General features: G+C 65.6%; 20 protein-coding genes. 9 read left to right on the top strand and 11 right to left on the bottom strand.

Annotated features, from left to right (window positions below; genetic code table 11):
- Positions 1-14: 14 nt before the first annotated feature.
- From manB to rfbD, 3 genes are read right to left on the bottom strand one after another with little or no spacing between them, the layout of a single operon-like run.
- Positions 15-1094, bottom strand: coding sequence for a mannose-1-phosphate guanylyltransferase (manB, locus tag ACZY1I_RS03065; RefSeq protein ID WP_463752784.1), 1080 nt, complete (start codon positions 1092-1094; stop codon positions 15-17).
- A 1-nt stretch (position 1095) separates the two neighbouring features.
- Entirely contained in the window at positions 1096-2034 is a 939-nt protein-coding gene (locus tag ACZY1I_RS03060) for a glycosyltransferase family 2 protein (protein WP_463752783.1), read from the bottom strand.
- A complete protein-coding gene (gene rfbD / locus ACZY1I_RS03055) occupies positions 2027-2944 on the bottom strand; it encodes a dTDP-4-dehydrorhamnose reductase (protein WP_463752782.1) in 918 nt (305 codons plus the stop codon). Before rfbD ends, ACZY1I_RS03060 begins: the two co-directional genes overlap by 8 nt.
- A 64-nt stretch (positions 2945-3008) precedes the next feature.
- On the opposite strand from rfbD, the gene ACZY1I_RS03050 reads away from it, so the two are divergent.
- From ACZY1I_RS03050 to ACZY1I_RS03030, 5 genes are all read left to right on the top strand, one after another.
- Positions 3009-4487 carry an LCP family protein gene (locus ACZY1I_RS03050; protein WP_463752781.1) on the top strand — a complete coding sequence of 493 codons (1479 nt, stop codon included), beginning with the start codon at positions 3009-3011 and terminating at the stop codon, positions 4485-4487.
- A 56-nt stretch (positions 4488-4543) separates the two neighbouring features.
- On the top strand, positions 4544-5224 hold the full coding sequence (locus tag ACZY1I_RS03045) for a TIGR03089 family protein (RefSeq protein WP_463753483.1): 681 nt from the start codon (positions 4544-4546) through the stop codon (positions 5222-5224).
- Between the two features lie 113 nt (positions 5225-5337).
- The gene (locus ACZY1I_RS03040) at positions 5338-5616 is read left to right on the top strand and encodes a DUF1490 family protein (RefSeq protein WP_463752780.1); all 279 of its coding nucleotides are present in this window, start codon (positions 5338-5340) and stop codon (positions 5614-5616) included.
- A gap of 12 nt (positions 5617-5628) precedes the next feature.
- A complete protein-coding gene (ctpC, locus tag ACZY1I_RS03035) occupies positions 5629-7803 on the top strand; it encodes a manganese-exporting P-type ATPase CtpC (RefSeq protein WP_463752779.1) in 2175 nt (724 codons plus the stop codon).
- A gap of 69 nt (positions 7804-7872) precedes the next feature.
- Positions 7873-8787, top strand: coding sequence for a class I SAM-dependent methyltransferase (locus ACZY1I_RS03030; protein WP_463752778.1), 915 nt, complete (start codon positions 7873-7875; stop codon positions 8785-8787).
- Between the two features lies 1 nt (position 8788).
- On the opposite strand, the gene ACZY1I_RS03025 is transcribed toward ACZY1I_RS03030, so the two are convergent.
- Positions 8789-9457 carry a cation efflux transmembrane domain-containing protein gene (locus ACZY1I_RS03025; RefSeq protein WP_463753482.1) on the bottom strand — a complete coding sequence of 223 codons (669 nt, stop codon included), beginning with the start codon at positions 9455-9457 and terminating at the stop codon, positions 8789-8791.
- A gap of 176 nt (positions 9458-9633) precedes the next feature.
- Between ACZY1I_RS03025 and ACZY1I_RS03020 the strand changes: the two genes are divergently transcribed.
- The 3 genes from ACZY1I_RS03020 to pstS all read left to right on the top strand — a co-directional run bounded on the left by ACZY1I_RS03020 (position 9634) and on the right by pstS (position 14678).
- Positions 9634-10830 (top strand): CoA transferase, encoded by a 1197-nt coding sequence (locus tag ACZY1I_RS03020; protein ID WP_463752777.1) that lies wholly within the window; start codon positions 9634-9636, stop codon positions 10828-10830.
- A gap of 307 nt (positions 10831-11137) precedes the next feature.
- A complete protein-coding gene (locus ACZY1I_RS03015; protein WP_463752776.1) occupies positions 11138-13426 on the top strand; it encodes a SulP family inorganic anion transporter in 2289 nt (762 codons plus the stop codon).
- Between the two features lie 142 nt (positions 13427-13568).
- Complete coding sequence (gene pstS, locus ACZY1I_RS03010) at positions 13569-14678, top strand: phosphate ABC transporter substrate-binding protein PstS (RefSeq protein WP_463753481.1); 1110 nt, start codon at positions 13569-13571, stop codon at positions 14676-14678.
- Positions 14679-14723: 45 nt separating this feature from the next.
- Here the strand turns inward: pstS and ACZY1I_RS03005 are convergent, their stop codons facing one another.
- The 6 genes from ACZY1I_RS03005 to ACZY1I_RS02980 all read right to left on the bottom strand — a co-directional run bounded on the left by ACZY1I_RS03005 (position 14724) and on the right by ACZY1I_RS02980 (position 21218).
- Positions 14724-15164 (bottom strand): response regulator, encoded by a 441-nt coding sequence (locus ACZY1I_RS03005; RefSeq protein WP_463752775.1) that lies wholly within the window; start codon positions 15162-15164, stop codon positions 14724-14726.
- Positions 15161-16702, bottom strand: a complete 1542-nt coding sequence (locus ACZY1I_RS03000; protein WP_463753480.1) for a sensor histidine kinase — start codon at positions 16700-16702, stop codon at positions 15161-15163. The genes ACZY1I_RS03005 and ACZY1I_RS03000 overlap by 4 nt, the downstream gene beginning before the upstream one ends.
- Positions 16703-16784: 82 nt before the next feature.
- Positions 16785-17930: a PP2C family protein-serine/threonine phosphatase gene (locus ACZY1I_RS02995; protein ID WP_463753479.1), complete on the bottom strand. Its 1146-nt coding sequence runs from the start codon at positions 17928-17930 to the stop codon at positions 16785-16787.
- Positions 17931-18253: 323 nt separating this feature from the next.
- Positions 18254-19423, bottom strand: coding sequence for an acyl-CoA dehydrogenase (locus tag ACZY1I_RS02990; protein WP_463752774.1), 1170 nt, complete (start codon positions 19421-19423; stop codon positions 18254-18256).
- Positions 19424-19439: 16 nt separating this feature from the next.
- Positions 19440-19955: a 5-(carboxyamino)imidazole ribonucleotide mutase gene (purE, locus tag ACZY1I_RS02985; protein WP_463752773.1), complete on the bottom strand. Its 516-nt coding sequence runs from the start codon at positions 19953-19955 to the stop codon at positions 19440-19442.
- Between the two features lie 15 nt (positions 19956-19970).
- A complete protein-coding gene (locus ACZY1I_RS02980; protein WP_463752772.1) occupies positions 19971-21218 on the bottom strand; it encodes a 5-(carboxyamino)imidazole ribonucleotide synthase in 1248 nt (415 codons plus the stop codon).
- A gap of 102 nt (positions 21219-21320) precedes the next feature.
- On the opposite strand from ACZY1I_RS02980, the gene ACZY1I_RS02975 reads away from it, so the two are divergent.
- The gene (locus ACZY1I_RS02975; RefSeq protein ID WP_463752771.1) at positions 21321-22007 is read left to right on the top strand and encodes a GtrA family protein; all 687 of its coding nucleotides are present in this window, start codon (positions 21321-21323) and stop codon (positions 22005-22007) included.
- On the opposite strand, the gene ACZY1I_RS02970 is transcribed toward ACZY1I_RS02975, so the two are convergent.
- Entirely contained in the window at positions 21962-22480 is a 519-nt protein-coding gene (locus ACZY1I_RS02970) for a PH domain-containing protein (RefSeq protein ID WP_463752770.1), read from the bottom strand. The two genes, ACZY1I_RS02975 and ACZY1I_RS02970, sit on opposite strands and share 46 nt — an antisense overlap.
- Between the last annotated feature and the right edge of the window lie 280 nt (positions 22481-22760).

Raw genomic sequence — 22760 nt, 5'->3', positions numbered from 1 at the left:
CGCGAGCAGACAAACTAGACGTCGGACGAGTAGCGGATTCCGCCGTCGGGAATCGATACGCCGGGCCACACCCGCGCGCCACGCAGCAACTCACAACGCGCACCGATGTCGGCGCCGTCGCCGATCACGCCGTCGCGGATCAGGGCCCGCGGGCCGATGCGGACACCGAAGCCGATGATCGAGCGCTCGATCACGGAGCCGGCTTCGACCTTCACGCCGTCGAAGATGACCGCGCCGTCCAACCGGACGCCGGCACCGATCTCGGCGCCCCTGCCCACGACCGTGCCGCCGATCAGCAGCGCGCCGGGCGCCACCGCCGCGCCGTCGTGCACGAGTTTCTCGCCACGCTGACCTTGCAGGGCCGGTGACGGCGCGATGCCACGCACGAGATCCGCGGATCCGCGCACGAAGTCGTCCGGTGTGCCCATGTCGCGCCAATACGTGGCATCGACATAACCGCACACCTTGACGTCGTCGGCCGACAGCAGCGACGGGAAGACCTCGCGTTCCACCGAAACCTCGCGGCCGCGCGGGATCCGGTCGATGATTTCGCGCTTGAAGACGTAGCAGCCGGCGTTGATCTGATCGGTCGGCGGATCTTGTGTCTTCTCCAGAAACGCGGTGACCCGGCCTTCGCCGTCGGTGGGCACGCAGCCGAACGCCCGCGGATCGCCGACCCGCACCAGATGCAGCGTGACATCGGCTTGGTGTTCGCGGTGGAAGTCCAGCAGCTGGCCCAGGTCAGCGCCGGAAAGGACGTCACCGTTGAACACCATCACAGTGTCGTGGCGCAGCTTGCCGGCGACGTTGGCGATCCCGCCTCCGGTGCCCAAAGCGTTTTCCTCGGTCACGTAGTCGATCTGCAGACCCAGCTTGGATCCGTCGCCGAACTCCGCCTCGAACACCTCGGCCCGGTAGGAGGTGCCGAGCACCACGTGCTCGATCCCGGCCGCGGCGATCCGCGACAACAGGTGAGTCAGGAACGGCAATCCCGCGGTCGGCAACATCGGCTTGGGCGCGGATAACGTCAACGGCCGCAGCCGGGTGCCCTTGCCACCGACCAGAATTACCGCATCGACTGGATGGGTTGCCACGTCAGCGCCGCCCTTCTGCCAGATCCAGCTCTCGTGAAGCCTTTCGCGACCTGCGGATCGCGTTGCGCACCATCACTCGCGAGCGCATCTCCAACGACCCGCGCAGCGTCCAGCGCAGCGGGGCCCGCCACCATCCGGAGTGCCGATCGGCCAGGAATATATAGGTACTGCGGTGATGCGTGGCCAGGTGCCGGGCCGGATCACGTCCGGTCGAATGGCCCTTGTGGTGCAACACCTCGGCCGACGGCACATAGACCGACAGCCAACCGGCTTTGCCGAGCCGGTCGCCGAGGTCGACGTCCTCCATGTACATGAAGTAGCGCTCGTCGAAGCCACCGATCTGATCGAACGCCGACCGGCGCACCAACAGGCACGACCCGGACAGCCAGCCGACCGGCCGCTCGCTGGGTTCCACGTGCTCCTGGCGATAGGCCATCGTCCAGCGATTGCGCGGCCAGACCGGTCCGAGCACCGCGTGCATGCCGCCGCGAATCAGGCTGGGCAAGTGCCGCGCCGACGGATACACCGACCCGTCGGGGTCACGGATCAGCGGACCCAGCGCACCCGCGCGCGGCCAGCGGGCTGCCGCATCGAGCAGCGCGTCGATGCTGCCAGGGCCCCACTGCACGTCCGGATTGACCACGATCACCCACTCGTCGACCCACTGCTGGTGGTTCGCGTCGTATTCGGGGCCATGCTGATCGAGCTTGGCGACGGTGCGGTTGACCGCCGTGCCGTAACCGAGGTTGGCCCCGGTGGGCAGCAACCGCACGTTGGGATAGCGCTCGACGGCGGCTTCCGGAGTGCCGTCGGTGGAGCCGTTATCGGCCAACAGCACGCTGACCGGACGGTCGGTGGCAAGCGACAGCGACGCCAAGAACCGCTCCAGATGCGGACCCGGCGAGTAGGTCACCGCTACTACCGGCAGGACGTCAGTCACGCGTCGAGGGTAACGGTCGATCGGTCGGAGTCGCGCCGGATTCAACTGTGAGAGCGGCGACAAGCGCACTGCGCCAAGGCCGTAACGGGGTCAGCCCGGCGGCGTCCCATGACAGGCCGGACAGCGCCGAGTAGGGCGGTCGCTGCGCGGGACGCGGAAACTCGTCGGTGGTGCACGGATTCACCCGCGCCGCGTCGGCACCGCTTATTTCGAACACCGCGCGGGCCTGCTCGTACCGCGAGGTCACCCCGGCATTGGCGGCGTGCAATAGGCGCCCGCGGACGTCACTGTCAGCCAGTTCCAACAACGCGGCGGCCAGGTCAACGGCGTAGGTGGGTGAGCCGACCTGGTCGTCTACCACCTTGATCGGCCCGTCGCCGGCGGCCAACCGCTGCATCACTGCGACGAAATCGCCTCTGCCCACCCCGCCGGTGTAAACCCAGGCGGTGCGCACCACGACGGCCTGCGGAAACGCCGCCAACACGGCTTGTTCGCCCGCGAGCTTGCTGGCCGCATAGACGCCCTGCGGACCGGTGGCGTCACCCGGTTCATACGGGCGCGGTTCGGCGTCCCCGAAGTCGCCGTTGAAGACATAGTCGGTCGAAACGTGAATCAGCTGTGCACCTACCCGGGCGCAGACCCGAGCGATGTTCTCGGGAGCGGTGGCGTTGACGGCATATGCCCGCGCCTCGTCACTCTCGGCGCCGTCGACGTTGGTGTACGCCGCGCAGTTCACCACGACGTCACCGCTACCGATGATCTCTTCGGCCGCGGCGGGGTCGGTGATGTCCCATTCCGCCGACGTCCTGGCCAGCACATTGCGGCCCGCACTGACCGCTTGAGCTGCCAGAATGCCGCCCAACTGACCACCCGCCCCGGTGATCACTAACCTTCCCGACCTGCTCGACATGTGTTCGAGTCTGGCACGCCGGGCCGGGCTAACCAGAAAGCGGCTGTTGCACAAGTAGCCTACAGTGATGCCTGCGCAAAGTGTGGCTCGTGTGATTCGTGTGATTTCCACCGCTCTGGCTTTGGTGGTGGTGATTGGCACCGGGGTGGCGTGGACCAACGTCCGGTCATTCGAAGACGGAATCTTCCACATGTCCGCGCCCTCGCTGGGCAAAGGCGGCGACGACGGCGCGATCGACATTCTGCTGGTCGGCCTGGACAGTCGCACCGACGCGCACGGCAACCCGCTGACGGCCGAGGAACTGGCGACACTGCGGGCCGGCGACGAAGAGGCCACCAATACCGACACGATCATCCTGATCCGGATCCCGAACAACGGGAAGTCGGCGACCGCGATCTCGATCCCCCGCGACTCCTATGTTCAGGCACCGGCACTGGGCAAGACCAAGATCAACGGCGTCTACGGACAGACTCGCGAGGCCAAGCGGACCAGCCTGGTTCAGGCGGGCGCGTCTGCTGCCGAAGCCGCCGCGGCAGGCACCCAGGCCGGCCGCGAGGCCCTGATCAAGACGGTGGCCGATCTCACCGGCGTCACCGTCGACCACTACGCCGAGATCGGCTTGCTCGGCTTTGCGCTGATCGCCGATGCACTGGGCGGCGTCGATGTCTGCCTCAAAGAGGCTGTTTTCGAACCTCTTTCGGGCGCGGACTTCCCGGCCGGCCGGCAGAAACTGAACGGCCCGCAGGCACTCAGCTTCGTCCGCCAGCGCCACGAACTGCCGCGTGGCGACCTCGACCGCGTGGTGCGTCAGCAGGTAGTAATGGCGTCGCTGGCCCACCGGGTCATCTCCGGCAAGACGCTGTCCAGCCCCGCCACGTTGCAGCGGCTGGAGGCCGCCGTACAGCGCTCCGTGGTCATTTCGCAGGGCTGGAACATCATGGATTTTGTCCAGCAGCTGCAGCAGCTGGCCGGCGGCAACGTCGCATTCGCCACCATTCCGGTGCTCGACGGCGCCGGCTGGAGCGACGACGGGATGCAGAGCGTGGTGCGGGTTGATCCGCACGAGGTGCAGGACTGGGTCGGGGGCCTGCTGCACGAGCAGGCCCAGGGCAAGACCGAGGAGATCGCCTACACGCCGGGCAAGACGTCGGTCAACGTCGTCAACGACACCGACATCAACGGCCTCGCGTCGGCGGTGTTGGACGTGTTGAGTTCCAAGGGGTTCACCGCCGGCTCGGCCGGCAACAACGACAGTGGCCACGTCAAGGGCAGCCAGGTGCGGGCCGCCAAGGCCGACGACCTGGGAGCCCAGGAGATCGCCAAGCAACTGGGCGGACTGCCCGTCGTCGCCGACACGTCGATAGCGGCCGGATCGGTGCGGGTGGTACTGGCCAACGACTACAGCGGCCCGGGCTCGGGACTCGAAGGCGGCGCATCGGTCACCCCGGCACGCGCATCGACCGTCGGGGCCAACAACAGCACCGTTCCCCCGCCGTCACCAATCCTCACCGCGGGCTCGGCGAATCCCGAGTGCATAAACTGATCGATCCAGTGCCGCAACTGACCGAGCCCACACTCAGCGGGGCAATCCTGAACCCGATGCTGCGCGCCGACCCCGTCGGCCCGCGCATCACCTACTACGACGACGCAACCGGCGAGCGCATCGAACTGTCGGCCGTGACGCTGGCCAATTGGGCCGCCAAGACCGCCAATCTGCTGCGTGACGAACTGGGCGTGACACCGGGCAACCGGGTCGCCATCTTGCTGCCCGCACATTGGCAGACGGCGGCGGTGCTGTTCGGGGTGTGGTGGATCGGGGCTGAAGCGGTATTGAGTTCGGCAGACCCGGCCGATGTCGCCCTGTGCACGTCGGATCGACTCGACGAAGCCGACTCCGTCGTCAGCGGCGGGGAGGTCGCGGTGCTGTCCCTGGATCCGTTCGGCCGGCCCGCTGCCGACCTGCCCTTCGGCGTCACCGACTACGCCACCGCGGTGCGGGTCCATGGCGACCAGATCGTGCCCGAGCGCCACCCCGGCCCGGCGCTGGACGGACGACTGGCCGGTCAACTGGTGGCCGACTGCGCACAATCGGCGGCGACACGAGGTCTCACGGGTAAGGATCGAGTGTTGTCCACCGCATCGTGGGAGCGACCCGAAGACCTGGTGGACAGTCTGCTGGCGGTGCTGTCCGTAGGCGGGTCCTTGGTCCAGGTCGCGAACCTCGATCCGGCCGCACTGCCGCGCCGGATCGAGACCGAGAAGGTGACGCGGGTTCTGTAGGGGCTCCGCAAGCGCGAGCGGCGCACCGCGACCCGCCGGATACATGTTGATATCGCAATATTTGGATGTTAGCGTCGAAGGCCAGAGGATATCCCCCAGAGAAAGGTTGCGCGATGCCGGTGCAGGTGCTTTTCGCGAAAGCGGCGACGACGGTGGTCACTGGATTGGCCGGGGTAACCGCGTACGAGTTGTTGCGCAAGGCCGCCAAGAAGGCGCCGCTGCACCAAACCGCGGTCGCCACCGCCGAACTGGGGCTGCGCGGCACCCGCAAGGCTGAGGAGGCCGCGGAGTCGGCCCGGCTCAAGATCGCCGACGTGATGGCCGAGGCACGTGAGCGGATCGGCGAAGAGGCGCCTACGCCCGCCGTCGGCGGTCACGACCACGACCACTGATCTCCGCCGGTTATGACCCTCACACTTGTCAGGGATATTGAAGCTGCGGAAGACCCTGCTCTGGAAGTGATTTCGGATGCGGCCGGCCGCATGCGGGTCGGGGTCGACTGGGTCCGTTCGGACTCGCGGCGCGCGGTCGCCGTCGAGGAAGCCGTCGCCAAGGAGAACGGCGTGCGGGTGGTGCACGCTTACCCGCGCACCGGTTCGGTCGTCGTCTGGTACTCCCCCAGACGCTGCGACCGGACCGCGATACTTGCCGCGATCAGCGGCGCCGCAAAGGTGGCCGCCGAACTGATCCCGGTGCGCGCCCCGCACTCGGCGGAGATCCGCAACACCGACGTGCTGCGCATGGTCATCGGCGGGGCTGCCCTGGCACTACTCGGCGTGCGCCGCTATGTATTCGCCCGGCCACCGCTGCTCGGACCAAGTGGCCGACTGGTGGCCACCGGCGTCACCATCTTCACCGGTTATCCGTTCCTGCGCGGTGCTTTCCGGTCGGTGGGCTCGGGCAAGCTCGGCACCGACGCACTTGTGTCGGCGGCGACGATCGCCAGCCTCATCCTGCGCGAGAACGTCGTCGCTCTGACCGTGCTGTGGCTGCTGAACATCGGTGAATACCTACAGGACCTGACGCTACGACGGACCCGTCGCGCCATCTCGGAGTTGCTGCGCGGCAGCCAGGACACAGCCTGGATCCGCCTCACCGACGGCACCGAGGTCCAGGTCGCGATCGACTCCGTCGAGATCGGCGACGAGGTGGTGATTCACGACCACGTCGCAATCCCGGTCGACGGCGAAGTCGTCGATGGCGAGGCCGTTGTCAACCAGTCCGCGATCACCGGGGAGAACCTGCCGGTCAGCGTCACCACCGGCACGCGCGTGCACGCCGGATCCGTTGTGGTGCGCGGTCGCCTGGTGGTGCGCGCGCATGCCGTCGGCAACCAGACCACGATCGGGCGCATCATCACCAGAGTCGAGGAAGCCCAGCACGACCGGGCCCCGATCCAGACGGTCGGCGAGAACTTCTCCCGCCGCTTCGTGCCGACGTCTTTCATCGTGTCGGCCCTTACCCTGCTGGTCACCGGCGACGTCCGGCGCGCGATGACGATGCTGCTGATCGCCTGCCCATGCGCGGTCGGCCTGTCCACGCCGACGGCCATCAGCGCCGCCATCGGCAACGGCGCCCGCCGCGGCATCCTGATCAAGGGCGGATCCCACCTCGAGCAAGCCGGGCGGGTGGACGCGATCGTGTTCGACAAGACCGGAACGCTCACCGTCGGCCGCCCGGTAGTCACCAATATCGTTTCCCTGCACAAGGATTGGAAACCCGAGCAGGTGCTGGCCTATGCGGCCAGCTCGGAGATCCACTCCCGGCATCCGCTGGCCGAGGCCGTCATCCGCTCCACCGAGGAACGCCACATCAGCATTCCGCCGCACGAGGAGTGCGAGGTGCTGGTTGGTCTGGGCATGCGGACCTGGGCCGATGGGCGCACGCTGCTACTGGGCAGCCCGGGTCTGTTGCGCGCTGAGAAGGTCAGGGTGTCCAAGAAGGCGTCGGACTGGGTCGTCAAGCTGCGCGCCCAGGCCGAGACCCCACTGCTGCTCGCCGTGGACGGCACGTTGGTGGGTTTGATCAGCCTGCGCGACGAGGTGCGACCCGAAGCCGCCGACGTGCTGACTCAGTTGCGGGCCAGCGGTGTCCGCCGAATCGTCATGCTGACCGGAGATCACCCCGAGATCGCCAAGGTCGTCGCCGACGAGTTGGGCATCGACGAGTGGCGCGCCGAGGTGATGCCCGAGGACAAGCTCGAGGTCGTTCGTCAGCTACAAGAGGAGGGCTATGTCGTCGGGATGGTCGGCGACGGCATCAACGACGCCCCCGCACTGGCGGCTGCCGACATCGGAATCGCGATGGGCCTGGCCGGAACCGATGTCGCGGTGGAGACCGCCGATGTGGCGCTGGCCAACGACAACCTGCACCGTCTGCTCGACGTGCGGGACCTAGGCGCCCGCGCGGTGGACGTCATCCGAGAGAACTACGGCATGTCGATCGCGGTCAACGCCGTGGGTTTGTTGATCGGTGCCGGCGGCGCGCTGTCGCCGGTGTTGGCGGCGATTCTGCACAACGCCTCGTCAGTTGCGGTGGTGGCCAACAGTTCCCGGCTTATTCGGTATCGGTTGGACTGACACACACAGCTATCCTTAAGCACGCGTCGTTACTCTGGCTAAAGACACGCGAAACGAGGGGGCGACGAGGTGGCACGTACCGACAACGACAGCTGGGACCTGGCAACGAGTGTGGGAGCGACCGCGACCATGGTGGCCGCGGGCAGGGCCAGGGCCACCCGCAACGGGGTGATCGACGACCGATTTGCCGAGCCGCTGGTGCGCGCCGTCGGCGTCGACTTCTTCACCCGGTGGGCAGCCGGAGAACTCGACGCGAGCGACGTCGACCTACCCGACGCCCCCTGGGGCATGCAGCGCATGACCGACCTACTGGCCGCGCGCACCCGCTACATCGACGCGTTCTTCGGCGAGGTCGCGGCCGCCGGCATCCAGCAGGTGGTGATCTTGGCCGCCGGTCTCGATGCGCGCGGATACCGGCTGCCGTGGGCACCTGGAACCACAGTGTTCGAGATCGACCAGCAGCAGGTCATCGATTTCAAGACCGCCACAATCGCCGCGCTCGGAGCCGAACCCACCGCCGACGTGCGGGCGGTTCCGGTCGACCTGCGCCATGACTGGCCCGCCGCCCTGCGCGAGGCCGGCTTCGACGCCGACCAACCCTCCGCGTGGGCCGCGGAGGGCCTGTTGGGGTTCCTGCCGCCGGAGGCCCAGGACCGGCTGCTGGACAACATCACCACGCTCAGCGCCGACGGGAGTCGCCTGGTCGCCGAGGTTTTCCTGAACAGCTCGGACAACCAGGACGCGTTGAACGGCGCCACCCAGCGGTGGCAGGAACACGGTCTTGATGTCGAGTTGGACAACCTCGGCTACCCCGGCGACCGCAACGACGTGGCGACGTACCTTGCCGAGCGTGGCTGGGATGCGGTCAGCTCACCGCTGAATCAACTGCTGGCAGACAGCGGCCTACCCGCGCAAACCACCGACGCCGACGCCGCCTTCGGTAAGAACTACTACTGCTCAGCGACGCTGCACCGGGCCGGGTAGGTCAGCAACAGTCCTTGCCGCGCCAGGCCAGTACGCCCTGCCACACGGCAACGCCGGCGACGGCAAGGCCGATCACCGGGTCGATCCACCAGCCGCTCGGCCAGGCTGCGGTGATCGCCAGCCCCAGCAGCACCCCCGCGGCCTGGATGGCGCACAGATAGTTCTGGGTGCCTTCACCCGCAGTGGCGCCGGAGTGCAACCGCGCACCCACGCGGTGGTTGGCCCAGCCCAGAACCGGCATCAGCACCAACGCGAGTGCGGTCAGACCGATGCCGATCACCGAGGTCTCGGCGTGCTCACCGTCGATGAGGTGGCGGACGGACTCGGCGGCCACGTAGGGCGCGACCAGCCAGAAAGACAGCGCGACACCCCGCTGGGCGCGTCGTTCAGAAGTCTCGGACAGCACGCGGTCGCCGGTGAACCGCCACAGCACCATGGCACTGGCCAGGCCCTCGGACGCCCCACCCAGCGCCCACCCGGTCAGCGCGACGGATCCGACCGCCAGTCCCTGCCAGATCCCGATGCCGCCCTCGATCAGCAGCACCGCCAGGCTGACCCAGGCCAGTCGGCGCGCCAGCACCACATTGCGCTGCCAGTCGGGTGTCGACGCCGCCTCGGGCGCATCGCAGGCGGCGCCATGAGAATGCTCCTGGTGGGAACTGGTCGCCATTTCCATCTCACGATGTTAACGGCGCTGCGGGCCCTGACCCTGCAACGAATGTCCGCACCGACAATGCGGGTTAGGTAGGAACCTGCTGCGGTTTTCCTGCATGGGCCGCGCGCTCGGCGTCACGGGTGTCGTTACTGTGTCTAACCAGTAGCTCGCGGCGTAAGGAAGGCCTACCGATGCCGAATAACGTTCCCGCCAAGCCACTTGACGGGTTTCGGGTCCTCGATTTCACCCAGAACGTCGCCGGACCGCTGGCCGGGCAGGTACTCGCCGACCTCGGGGCCGAGGTCATCAAGATCGAGGCGCCCGGGGGCGAGCAGTCCCGCCGTCTCACCTCGGTGCTGCCTGGGCGACCGCCGCTGGCCACCTATTTCCTGCCGAACAACCGGGGCAAGAAGTCGGTCACCGCAGACCTGACCGACGACGAAGTCCGCGAACAGATTCTGAACCTGGCCGACACCGCTGATGTCGTGCTGGAGGGTTTTCGGCCGGGCATCATGGAACGGCTGGGTCTGGGTCCCGACGAACTTCGCGCGCGCAACCCCAGACTCATCTACGCGCGGCTGAGCGCTTTCGGCGGCAACGGTCCCAACGGCACCCGTCCGGGGGTAGACCTGATGGTCGCCGCCGAGGCCGGTATGAGCACCGGCATGCCGACCCCGAGCGGAAAGCCGCAGATCATCCCCTTCCAACTGGTGGACAACGCCAGCGGGCACGTGCTGGCCCAAGCGGTGCTCGCGGCGCTACTCAACCGCGAACGGCACGGGGTGGGCGACCTGGTTCAGGTCGCCATGTACGACGTCGCCGTCGGACTGCAAGCCAATCAGCTGACCATTCACCTGAATAAGAACAGCGGGGCCCAGCCGACTCCGAAACCCGCCGCAGCACCGGTAAAGAAGCGCAAAGGAGTCGGCTTTGCCACCCAACCGTCGGACGCCTTCCGCGCGGCGGACGGGTACCTCGTCATCAGCGCCTATGTGCCCAAGCACTGGACGAAGCTGTGTCAGATCATCGGCCGTCCCGAACTCATCGACGACGAGCGGTTTGCCGATCAGCGCTCACGGGCGATCAACTACCCCGAGCTGACCGAGGAACTCGAGGCCGCGCTGGCCACCAAGAATGCCGCCGACTGGGTCGAATTGCTGCAGGAAGGCGGCCTGATGGCTTGTCTGGCCTACTCCTGGAAACAGGTCGTCGACACACCGCTGTTCGCCGAAAACGACCTTGCCTTGGAGGTTGGCAGCGGCGACGACGCCATCACGGTCATCCGCACCCCGGCGCGCTATGCGAGCTTCGACGCCAGGGTCTACGAACCGCCGCCCACCGTCGGCCAACACAATGATTTGTTCCTGGCCGAACCCACATCCTCGTAGATTCGGCGCGGCAGCTGCGCAATCATTATTTGAATTGGCAATGAATTCTCGCTCGGCGACGGAATCCCTCACGCGCGCGTGGAGTATTTGGACATATGCCGGTGAGGGGATTCACATATTTGCTCACAACACATATGACGTATCCCTGTTTTCGACTCTCAGTGGACACCTAATTGGCCCAACACGTTTACCCCGATCCTGCAGGGTCGTCAGCCAGCGGTTGCCCACCGCAAACTGACGAGCCTGCCATCCCGGCTGGGCCCGGTATGCCATCGAAGACCGGCAGTGACCCGTCTCAAGGAGTCATATGAGTACCGCCGTCAAGACCGATAAGAGTTCCGCCGGTCCCGCCGAAGCGCCGCAAGCTACGGGGATCCTGGCGAATCTTCGATACGACATTCCCGCATCTCTCGTCGTCTTCCTGGTCGCGTTGCCCCTGTCGCTGGGCATCGCGATCGCCTCGGGGGCGCCACTCGTCGCCGGCCTGATCGCCGCGGTGGTCGGCGGCATCGTCGCCGGGACACTCGGCGGTTCGGCAGTTCAGGTCAGCGGCCCGGCAGCGGGTCTGACCGTCGTGGTCGCCGAGCTGATCGACCAGCTCGGCTGGCAGATGCTGTGCCTGATGACCATCGCGGCAGGAGCGCTGCAGATTCTGTTCGGCATCAGCCGGATGGCACGCGCCGCGCTGGCAATAGCTCCGGTCGTGGTGCACGCCATGCTCGCCGGCATCGGCATCACCATCGTCTTGCAGCAATTCCATGTGCTGATCGGCGGTAAGTCCTACAGCTCGGCCTGGCAGAACCTGATTGCGATCCCCAATGGCATCCTGCACCACGAACTGCACGAGGTGATTGTCGGCGGCACCGTGATTGCCATCCTGCTGGTGTGGGGAAAATTGCCGCCCAAATTGCGCATGATCCCTGGCGCTCTAGTGGCCATTATCGCCGCGACGGTGCTCGCCAAGGTGCTCGGCCTGGATGTCGAACGCATCAACCTCTCGGGCGGCTTCTTCGATGCCATCAGTCTTCCGCACCTGGAGCCTAAGAGTCCGGACGGCCGGCCCTGGACACAGGAGATCAGCGCCATCGCCTTCGGCGTCCTGACGATCGCACTGATCGCCAGCGTCGAGTCGCTGCTGTGCGCGGTCGGCGTCGACAAGCTGCACAACGGCCCGCGCACCAACTTCAACCGGGAGATGATCGGTCAGGGCAGCGCGAACATGCTCTCTGGATTGCTCGGCGGGCTGCCCGTCACCGGCGTCATCGTGCGCAGTTCGGCCAACGTGGCCGCCGGCGCACGAACCCGGATGTCGGCGATATTGCACGGCGTGTGGGTTCTGCTGTTCGCGTCGCTGTTCACCAACCTCGTGGAACTGATTCCCAAGGCGGCACTGGCCGGCCTGCTGATCGTGATCGGAACCCAACTCGTCAAGCTGGCACACGTCCAACTCGCCTGGCGTACCGGCAACTCCGTGATCTACATGATCACCATCGTGTGCGTCGTCTTTCTCAATCTGCTGGAGGGTGTGGCGATCGGACTCGCCGTCGCGATCGGTTTCCTGTTGGTCCGCGTGGTGCGGGCTCCCATCGAGGCCAGGCCGGTCGGTGACGCGAAGGAGTGGCACGTCGACATCGACGGCACCCTGAGTTTCCTGTTGATGCCTCGGCTGACCGGCGTGCTGGCGAAGTTGCCGCAGGGCTCCGATGTGACGCTCAACCTCAACGCCGACTACATCGATCACTCGATCTCGGAAGCGATCTCCGACTGGAAGGCCAGCCACGAAGCCGGCGGTGGAACGGTGATCATCGTCGACACGTCAACCGCGAACATCTCCAACACGCACAGCAGCACGCCCAAGCGTCACTTCAGATCCAGGTCGCTCAGCGAGGAAACTCCCTGGACCTCGCGGCGCGACGGCCATCATGACGAGAATGAATCGTCGATTCGGCACGGCGTCAAGGAGTACCACCGCAATGGGGCCGGCGCGCTGCACCACCATGTGCCCGAACTGGTCGACTCGGCCAACCCCGACACAGTGTTCCTCACCTGCGCCGATTCCCGGATCCTGCCGGACGTCATCACCGCGAGCAGGCCGGGCGATCTCTACATAGTCCGCAACGTCGGCAACCTGGTCCCGACGGATCCGGCCGAGCACTCCGTCGATGCGGCACTGGACTTTGCGGTCAATCAACTGGGCGTGAGTTCGGTTGTGGTCTGCGGACATTCGTCATGCCGCGCGATGCAGGCGCTGTTGGACGACACCACGGACGACCCAGCCAGCCAGCTGAGCCCGATTGAGCAATGGCTCGAACAAGCCAACGAGAGCCTGGCCGGATACCGGGACGGCCATCCGGCGCGCGTGAGCGCCACATCGAACGGTTACCACTTCAGCGAAGTTGACCAACTGGCGATCGTGAATGTGGCCGTGCAGGTGGAGAGGCTCTCTAGGCATCCGATCCTGGCGCCGGCAGTGGCTTCCGGTGCGATACAGGTCGTCGGCATGTTCTTCGATTTCTCGACCGTGCACGTGCACGAGGTGGACAGGAACGGCTTCATCCACGAGGAGACGGCGCACGACGTCAGCTCGCGAGTTTGACCAAGGTGCCGTTCTACACCGACCATTGGCGATTCTCAGCGGATCAGCAGGGTCATTTTGGTGACGCGCGATGACCTGCGACGGCAGGCTTGACTAGGAAGGGTTATCAAGCACCCGGGGAAGCGAGACGGCAGTGAAGGCCATGGACGTTCGATTACGTGCGCTGTTGATCGGAGCGCCGCTGATTTTGGTCGCGGCCTGCGGCATAAGCACTGCCGGTGGCTCCGCAAACCCCGGTGCCGGCCATATGCCCAGCCCGGCCGCCTCGCCCGCGACGTCGAACGTGGCGTTGTCCGAGACCGGTGCTACCGAACTATTTGCGTTGATGAACCGGTGGGGTAACGAGTATCACGCCAAATATCCAAACGTCACGATCACTACGGCCGCTACCGGGTCCGGAGCGGGAATCGCGCAGACCGCCGCGGGCGCGGTCACGCTCGGCGCTTCGGGCGCCTACCTGTCCGACGAAGACATGGCCGCGCATAGGGGATTGACCAACATCGCGCTGGCCCTCTCCGCTGTGCAGGTCAACTACAACCTGCCCGGTGTCATCGAGCACGTAAAACTCAACGGCAAAGTTCTTGCCGAGATCTACGAGGGCACCATCAAGACCTGGAACGACCCGCAGGTCTCCGACCTCAACCCGGGGGTGGGTCTGCCGGCCATCCCGGTCGTCCCACTGCATCGTTCAGACCGGTCCGGTGAAACTTTTGCGTTCACTCAATATCTGGCCAAGCAGGACCCGGACGGCTGGGGCAGGTCGACGTTCGGGACCACCGTAGGCTTCCCGGCAATCCCCGGGGCACGCGGTGAAAGCGACGCCGAGGGCATGGTCACCGGCTGCGCTCAGACACCGGGATGTGTTGCCTATATCGGCCTCAGCTTGCTGGACGAGACCACCGGGAAGGGGCTCGGTGAGGCCAAGTTGGCCAACGCCTCGGACCATTTTCTGCTGCCCGACGCCCAGAGCGTGCTGGCCGAAGCTGACGGGTTCGCTTACCGGACACCGGCCGATCAGGTGATTTCGCTGGTCGACGGACCGGCCGCCAACGGTTACCCGATCGCCAACTATGAATATGCCGTTGTCTACACCAAGCAGAAAGATCCCGCGGTCGCCCGGACGCTGCAGGCGTTTTTGCATTGGGTGGTGACCGACGGCAGCAATCGCTCATACCTCGATCAATTCCACTTTCAGCCGTTGCCGGCCCCGGTAGCCAAGTTGTCCGAAGGCCAAATCGCCGGGATTACCTAGCGGCTGGTCGAGCAGCTTGATCCGATGGCGGCGACCCGCTGCGAGTCAGCTCGGCGGCAACCGCACGACCTGCAAAAAGAACTCGTCGATCTGACGCACCGCGGTCATGAACTGATCCAAGTCCACCGGCTTGGTGACATAGGCGTTGGCATGCAGTTTGTAGCTGCGCAGAATGTCCTCTTCGGCCGAGGATGTCGTCAGCACCACCACCGGGATACGGCACAGATCGGGGTCGGACTTGATCTTCTGCAATAGCTGCCTGCCGTCGTACTTCGGCAGGTTCAGGTCGAGCAGAATGAGGTCGGGCCGCGGCGCGTGCTCGTAGGCACCGCGCTGGTACAGATAGTTCAGGCCCTCCTCGCCGTCGTGCGCGACGTGCAGCCTGTTCTTGAGCTTGTTGTGCTCGAACGCTTCTCGGGTGATCAGCTCGTCTCCCGGGTCGTCCTCGACGAGCAGGATGTCTATCGCTCGACCTGCAGATGTCATTGGTGCGCTCCTTCTCGAGTGGCCAAGCTGGGTTCATTGTCCGGTAGAGCAGCGGGCGTAGCGACAGGCAAGGTGAACTCGAACCGTGTTCCATCGTTGAACGAGGTGTCGATCCAGACGGTTCCGCCGTGGTGCTCGACAATTTTCTTGCACATGGCCAAGCCGAGGCCCGTTCCGCCGTAACTGTCGCGGCCGTGCAACCGCTGAAAGATGATGAAGACCTTGTCAACGAATTCCGCTTCAATGCCAATGCCATTGTCGGCCACGCTGAACAGCCAGTACGCGTTGCGATCACCGACACCGCGGTGACAATCGACGACGATCCGCGGCGCCCGATCCTCCCGCCGGAATTTCACCGCATTGCCGATCAGGTTCTGCCACAGCATCGTCAGCAACGTCGGATCGCCGTAGACCTGCGGCATCCGTCGATTGACCCGAATGATCTCGGCGTCGGATTCCTCGATCGCCGTAGAAAGGTTCGCCAGCGCCGAATCCAGCGCGGTGTCGAGTTCGACAGTCGTGTACTTGGTATTCAGGCGGCCGACCCGGGAAAAGCTGAGCAGATCGTTGATCAGCACCTGCATGCGCTTGGCGCCATCGACGGCGAAATTGATGTATTCGATACCCCGGTCGTCGAGCTTGTCGCCGTAGCGCCGCTCCAGTAACTGGCAGAACGACGCGACCTTGCGCAGCGGTTCCTGCAGGTCGTGGGACGCAACGTAGGCAAACTGCTCGAGTTCGGCATTCGAGCGCCGCAATTCGGCCGCCTGCTCGTCCAACTGCTCCTGCGCCGCACGCGACGCGTCCAGTTCCGCAACGATCCGCTGCCGCATGTTCTCCACATCGACGGCGATGCCCCGGATATCCGCCGGTCGTTGGGGAGGTGCGATGGTGTCGCCGAAATGCCCTTTGGTGATCTGTCGACACGACGCGGCCAGCCTGGCCAGCGGTTGCGTCACCGCCCGGCGACTCAGGAGCCCCAGCAGGAACGCGGTCGTGATGAATACCAGCACTATGAAACCGAGTACCCGATCTCGCCAGGCATTCGCCCGGTCGAGGTCGGCGGCCGCGCGCTCCCGGGCGTCAGTCAGGTGCTTGTTCTGCACATCGAAGAGGGCTCGTAGGCGGTCGAACAGCGCCTTACCCCGACTCGTCACGTCAGGACCCGGAACCGTCGGCGAGTTCGGGACAACGGTTGCGATGAGAGGCTCGGCAAAAGTCGTCCGCCAGGCAAACGCGGCCGTCTCGATGGCATCGAGATCAGCAAGCAGATCGGGGCGGTGCCGCAAGCGTTGCCGCATGTCGTCTGCGGCGGCGCTCTCCTGGCGTAGCCCGTCGTAATACGGAGTGAGGAACTGCGAGTCGGCGGAAATCAGGTAGCCGCGCACACCGGTTTCCTGGTCACGCAGTGCCGCTTGCAACTGGGTGGCCGCGACCCTGGACGGCTGAATGTCGTCCCTGAGTTCGCGAGATACGTCGTCGGTGTGGTGGAGCAGGAGTGCGCCGACCACCGCACCGATGAGAACGATGACGCCCATGCTCGACAGCACGAGAGCCAGCCAGCCCCGCACCGTGAGCCGCGTTCGCAGCAACGAGCCTGACGCATCGTCTCTCACCGGCTCACCTCGGTGTCCGCTCCACCCGCACCACGGCGATGTCATCGGTGAGCCCGCCCTGCCCCTGCGCGAGCTCCTGGGCGCCATCGATGAGTGCGTCGACGAACTCCGGGCCGGGCAACGACGCGTGCCCGCGTGCCAGCGCGAGCAGGCCGTCTTCACCCAGACGACGGAGGCCTCGCCCGGAATATCCCTCGAAGAGTCCGTCGGTGAGCAGCAGCAGCCCATGTCCGGCCGGCAACTCCAGCTCGTGCTGCGGCCAGTCGTCGCCGTGCAGGCCCAACGCCGGGCCGTACGGCGGCTCGATCCATTCCACCGCGCCGGCGCCGTGCAACAACATGCCGGGATGGCCGGCACGGACCGCCGTGATCGGAGCATCGCCTGCTGGAATTTCCAGGCTGAGCACGGTGGCGAAAACACCGGTCTCGGCCCGCTCGGCGTGCAGCAACCGCTCCAGGTGCAGCATCTGAGCCGGGCCGTGGATGCCGGCACACGTCAGCGTTCGCCAGGCGATCCGCAACGCCGCACCCAGGGCCGCCTCGTCCGGCCCGTGCCCGGCGACGTCGCCGATGAGTACGTGCGTCACCCGGTCGGGCGTCTGGACGACGTCGTAAAAGTCGCCGCAGAGGAGTGCGTTCTCCCGACTCGGGCGGTAGCGCGTGACGATGTCGACACCCGGGCGGTCCAACAGGAGCGGCGACGGCAGCAGCCCACGCTCGAGCAGTGCGTTCTCCCGGGCGCGCAGCTGACTCGCGTGCAGATCGGCGGCGATCAGCTCGGCGCGTTTGCGTTCAATCGCGTAGAACAGGGCGCGCCGCAACACATCTGCCTCTACCCGGCCCTTGACCAGGTAATCCTGGGCACCGGCGGCGACGGCAGAAGCGCCGAAGAATTCGTCGTTGAGTCCGGTGAGCACGACGATGGGAACCGTGGCATCACTCTTGAGGATGCGATCCAGCGCGTCGATGCCGTTGGCGTCCGGCAGATTCAGGTCCAGCAGCACGCAATCGGGACGCGCAGAGGCAAGTTGCCGCTCGGCATGCGCCATTGACTGAGCCCACACCACCTCGATGTCGGCGACGGCGTCGGCGATCAGTTCTTCGACCAGCACCGCGTCCGCTCGGTCGTCTTCAACCAGAAGCAGCGACAACGCCTGCCAGGTCGAAGCCGGCGCTACTGAACCATGCACGGAGTTCAGTTCTCCGTCAGCCGTGGGTGCGCACGCAGATCTGCGTTCTTCACCTAATACCCCCGTGGGAATAGCGTTGGTCATGTCGGTGCACGGCAGGCCGGTGCGTCGACACATGTCCTGCGCGTCGCTATGCCACCCCGACTGGTTGCTCAATCGCGGGGACTTGGTCGTCAGCTGGATACTAGGCGGTGTTCCTGGGCTTTTCTTGCCAGTTGGTGAAACTGACTGCGGACGGGTTCTCGCGCCACCATATATTCAACGACCAGCTCTGTGATACCAGGTCAGCGCAACAACGCGCGGGACATGACCACACGTTGAATCTGGTTGGTGCCCTCGTAGATCTGAGTGATCTTCGCGTCGCGCATCATCCGCTCGACCGGGAAGTCGATCGTGTAGCCGGCACCACCGAAAAGTTGCACCGCGTCCGTGGTGACTTCCATCGCCACATCCGACGCCAGGCACTTCGAAGCCGCCGAGATGAAGCCCAGATTGCTTTCGCCGCGCTCGGCGCGTGCGGCCGCGGAGTAGACCATCAGTCGAGCGGACTCCACCTTCATCGCCATGTCAGCGAGCATGAACTGCACGGCCTGGAAGCTGCTGATCGCTTGGGCGAACTGCTTGCGTTCTTTGGTGTAGGCGATCGCCGCGTCCAGCGCTCCCTGCGCGATGCCGACCGCCTGCGCGCCGATGGTGGGCCGGGTGTGGTCCAAGGTGGCCAACGCCGTCTTGAAGCCGGTGCCCGGGTCCCCGATGATCCGGTCTCCGGGGATGCGACAGTTCTGGAAGTAGAGCTCGGTGGTGGGCGAGCCCTTGATGCCCAGCTTGCGTTCCTTGGGACCGACCTCGAAGCCCTCGTCGTCCTTATGCACGATGAAGGCCGAGATTCCGTTGGCACCCTTGTCCGGGTCGGTCACCGCCATCACGGTGTACCAGGATGACTTGCCGCCGTTGGTGATCCAGGCTTTGGTGCCGTTGAGTATCCAGTCGTCACCGTCGGCCTTGGCCCGGGTGCGCATCGCAGCGGCGTCCGATCCGGCCTCGCGCTCACTGAGTGCGTAAGAAGCCATCGCCGTTCCGTCAGCGACGGACGGCAACACCTGCTTCTTCAGCTCGTCGGAGCCGCGCAGGATCAGCCCCATGGTGCCCAGCTTGTTCACCGCGGGGATCAGCGAGGCGGAGGTGTCGACCCGGGCGACCTCTTCGATCACGATGCATGCGGCGACGGAGTCCGCGCCTTGGCCGCCGTACTCCTCGGGCACGTGCACGGCATTGAAGCCCGACGCATTCAGCGCATCGAGGGCTTCCTGCGGGAACCGGGAGTTCTCGTCGCAATCGGCGGCGTGCGGAGCGATCTCCTTCTCCGCCAGCGCGCGGATCGCAGCCCGCAACTCCTGGTGTTCCTCGGGCAGTTGAAACAGATCGAACGACGGGTTTCCGGCCCATCCAGCCATGTCTGAAGCCTCCTTGCTAGTCGCGAGTTAACTTACCCGCAAGTCTCTGCAGTTCCTCATCCTTGGTCCGCACGGTCTCGGCGAGCTGATCCTGAAATGCGACGATCCGGGCCCGCAGCGCAGGGTCGGAGGCTCCCAGCATCCGCACCGCGAGCAACCCGGCGTTGCGGGCACCGCCGATGGACACCGTGGCCACCGGTACACCTGCCGGCATCTGCACGATCGACAACAGGGAATCCAGCCCGTCGAGCCTGGCCAAGGGTACCGGCACACCGATCACCGGCAGCGGCGTCGCGGAGGCGACCATCCCGGGCAGATGTGCGGCACCGCCCGCACCAGCGATGATCACCTCGATGCCGCGGTCGGCAGCAGCCTGCGCGTAGTCGAACATCACCGTCGGCGTTCGGTGCGCCGAGACCACCCGGACCTCGAACGAGATATCGAACTCGGCCAGCGCTGTCGCGGCGTCCTGCATCACCGTCCAGTCGCTGTCGCTGCCCATGATCACCCCGACGCGGGGCCTGTCAGTCATCTACGCCGTTCCTCCTCAATCGCTCGAACCGCTGGCATGCGGATCCCAACCGTCTGCCCACTGCGCATCCGACAGAAAGTGCGCCGCCAACTCAGCGCGTCGGCGCAGTTCGGCGACCCCGTCGGGACCGGTCACGCCTGTGCCGACGAAATTGATGTGACCCACCTTGCGACCTGGGCGCTCATCCTTGCCGTACATGTGCACCCGGGCATCCGGCATCCGGGCGAAGAGGTGATGCAACCGCTCGTCCAGCGTCATCGCGGGCGATTGAGCCGCCCCGAGCACGTTGGCCATCACCGTCACCGGTGCGACGGCGTCCGTGTCGCCCAGCGGGTAGTCCAACACCGCACGCAGATGCTGTTCGAACTGACTGGTTCGGGACCCGTCCATGGTCCAGTGGCCGGAGTTGTGCGGACGCATCGCGAGTTCGTTGATCAGCAACGAGCCGTCGTTGGTCTCGAAAAGCTCGACGGCGAGCACCCCGACCACACCCAACTCGCCCGCCAGGCGTAGCGCCAGTTGTTGGGCCTGCGCGGCGACGGCGTCGGACAACTCCGGTGCCGGTGCCACCACCTGCACGCAAATGCCGTCTTCCTGCACGGTCTCGACCACCGGCCAGGCCGCGCCCTGCCCGAACGGCGAGCGGGCCACCAAAGCCGAGAGTTCCCGGCGCAGCTGCACCCGTTCCTCGACCAACGCCGGGACCCCGTCGGCCAGATATTCGGCCACGATTTCGCGGGCGTGGGCAAGATCACGCGCCATCGAGACGCCGCGGCCGTCGTAACCACCTCGGGCAGCCTTCACTACGAGCGGGCCCTGCTGACCGACTCCCACCCGCGCCGCGAAGGCGTCCAGCTCGCCGAGTCCATCGAGGCTCTCGATGCCGAGGTAGCTGGGTATCGGCGCACCGAGGCCCTCCATCCGTCGACGCATCACGAGTTTGTCCTGGGCGTGCAACAGTGCGTGCGGCGGCGGCGCCACGTTGACACCTTCGGCAACCAGCTTTTCCAGCAGCTCAGTGGGCACGTGCTCATGGTCGAAAGTCAGCGCCGTGGCGCCGGCTGCCACCCGGCGCAGGTCTTCGAGATCGGTATGCGAACCGACGACCACGTCAGGAGTTACCTGTGCGGCCGGTTCGTCGGCATTGTTAGCCAGCACGCGTAGGCTCTGCCCCAGTGCGATGGCGGCCTGGTGGGTCATCCGGGCGAGCTGACCGCCGCCGACCATGGCTACCAGCGGGGTAGTTGGACTCGACACGGCCATTATGTTGTCACGGCGCCTGACCGGCGTGTTTCCCGGCTACGGCACCAAATCGTTATGTACCATTTTGCGACAATTTCGAGTCCATACGTAGACTGGCGTGCTGTGTCCTTTGCTGATGCCACAATTGCGCGCCTCCCCGGGGTGGTTCAACCCTTTGCGATGCGCCACCATGAGCTGATCAAATTTGCCATCGTCGGCGGCACCACATTCATCATCGACTCGGTCATCTTCTACACGCTGAAGCTCACAATCCTGGAGCCCAAGCCGGTCACCGCCAAAGTGATCGCCGGCATTGTCGCGGTCATCGCGTCCTACGTGCTGAACCGGGAGTGGAGTTTCCGCAACCGCGGCGGCCGCGAGCGTCACCACGAAGCGCTGCTGTTTTTCGCCTTCAGCGCCGTCGGAGTGGTGCTGAGCATGGCGCCGCTCTGGTTCTCCAGCTACGTCCTGGAGCTACGCGTGCCCGCGGTATCGCTAACCGTGGAGAACCTTGCCGACTTCCTGTCGGCGTACATCGTCGGCAACTTGCTGCAAATGGCGTTCCGATTCTGGGCGTTCCGGCGCTGGGTGTTCCCCGACCAACTCGCCCTGACCCCCGACAAGGCGCTGGAGTCCGCGCTTACTGCCGGCGGGATCGCCGAGGTCTTCGAGGACGGAATCGAGGGCGGGAACGTCACGGTGCTGCGGTCCTGGCGTAATCGATCCGGCAAGGCCACCGGACGGCTGGGGTCACCCGCAGAGTCTCAGCTCGGTGACTCCTCCGAGCCCAGCGTGTCGAAAACTTCGTGATATAGCAGCGCGTGCACTTCGCGCAGGCGCGGAATGTTGTGATATTCCAGCGGATCCTGTGACGCCGACTCGATTATCAGCGTTCCGGTACGGAAGATCCGTTCGAAGATGCGGTCCCGGAACTCGACGCTGTTGATCCGCGCCAGCGGAATGTCGATTCCAGTGCGGGTCAACACACCATGCCGGTACATCACCCGGCGGTTGGTCACCACGAAATGCGTAGTCAACCAGCTCAGGAACGGCCACAGCGTCAGCCAGCCCACGATGACCAGCCAGACGCCCCAGATGACGCCCCAGAGGATCTTCTTGGTCAGCTGAGCCCATTGGGTGTGGTCGACATATCCCGAGCCCAGCGCGGCCAGCCCGGTCAACAGGATCAGCGCCAGGACCGGCAGGATCAGCCGCTTCCAGTGCGGGTGGCGATGCAGCACGACCTGTTCGCCAGCGGCCAGCGCGTTGTCCGGGTAGCTCATTGGTCGTCAGGGGCGCGGTGTCCACAATGTGGATCCGTTTCCCCTTCCCCCTTTCAGTCCGTGCCTGCGGTTTCCGGGTGCGGCTCAGCGACGCGAGGTTAAGCAGCCTTCGGGGTAGCGGATGGCGCCTCGGAACCGGCGCCAACCTTTGCCAATTGAACCACTTCTCGGCCCACAGTCCGCCGCCCTCGGGCAAATCGGCGGTCGACACTGCGGCACAGACCAAATGTAGGGAAACCGTGTATCGACGGGGTAATCCCGCCCTAGTCTCAGCGCAACA

This window comes from Mycobacterium sp. IDUB_37, from assembly GCF_055419245.1.
This window is presented reverse-complemented; position numbering and strand designations above follow the sequence as displayed.

Bases quoted from the DNA above. Each gene is read 5' to 3' on its own strand.
- purE (WP_463752773.1), bottom strand. From the start codon at position 19,955: ATGACTGACAGGCCCCGCGTCGGGGTGATCATGGGCAGCGACAGCGAC.
- ACZY1I_RS02990 (WP_463752774.1), bottom strand. From the start codon at position 19,423: ATGGCTGGATGGGCCGGAAACCCGTCGTTCGATCTGTTTCAACTGCCC.
- ACZY1I_RS03045 (WP_463753483.1), top strand. From the start codon at position 4,544: ATGCTGCGCGCCGACCCCGTCGGCCCGCGCATCACCTACTACGACGAC.
- pstS (WP_463753481.1), top strand. From the start codon at position 13,569: ATGGACGTTCGATTACGTGCGCTGTTGATCGGAGCGCCGCTGATTTTG.
- ACZY1I_RS03000 (WP_463753480.1), bottom strand. From the start codon at position 16,702: ATGGGCGTCATCGTTCTCATCGGTGCGGTGGTCGGCGCACTCCTGCTC.
- ACZY1I_RS03015 (WP_463752776.1), top strand. From the start codon at position 11,138: ATGAGTACCGCCGTCAAGACCGATAAGAGTTCCGCCGGTCCCGCCGAA.
- ctpC (WP_463752779.1), top strand. From the start codon at position 5,629: ATGACCCTCACACTTGTCAGGGATATTGAAGCTGCGGAAGACCCTGCT.
- ACZY1I_RS02970 (WP_463752770.1), bottom strand. From the start codon at position 22,480: ATGAGCTACCCGGACAACGCGCTGGCCGCTGGCGAACAGGTCGTGCTG.
- ACZY1I_RS02980 (WP_463752772.1), bottom strand. From the start codon at position 21,218: ATGGCCGTGTCGAGTCCAACTACCCCGCTGGTAGCCATGGTCGGCGGC.
- ACZY1I_RS03005 (WP_463752775.1), bottom strand. From the start codon at position 15,164: ATGACATCTGCAGGTCGAGCGATAGACATCCTGCTCGTCGAGGACGAC.
- ACZY1I_RS03040 (WP_463752780.1), top strand. From the start codon at position 5,338: ATGCCGGTGCAGGTGCTTTTCGCGAAAGCGGCGACGACGGTGGTCACT.
- ACZY1I_RS03020 (WP_463752777.1), top strand. From the start codon at position 9,634: ATGCCGAATAACGTTCCCGCCAAGCCACTTGACGGGTTTCGGGTCCTC.
- ACZY1I_RS03025 (WP_463753482.1), bottom strand. From the start codon at position 9,457: ATGGCGACCAGTTCCCACCAGGAGCATTCTCATGGCGCCGCCTGCGAT.
- rfbD (WP_463752782.1), bottom strand. From the start codon at position 2,944: ATGTCGAGCAGGTCGGGAAGGTTAGTGATCACCGGGGCGGGTGGTCAG.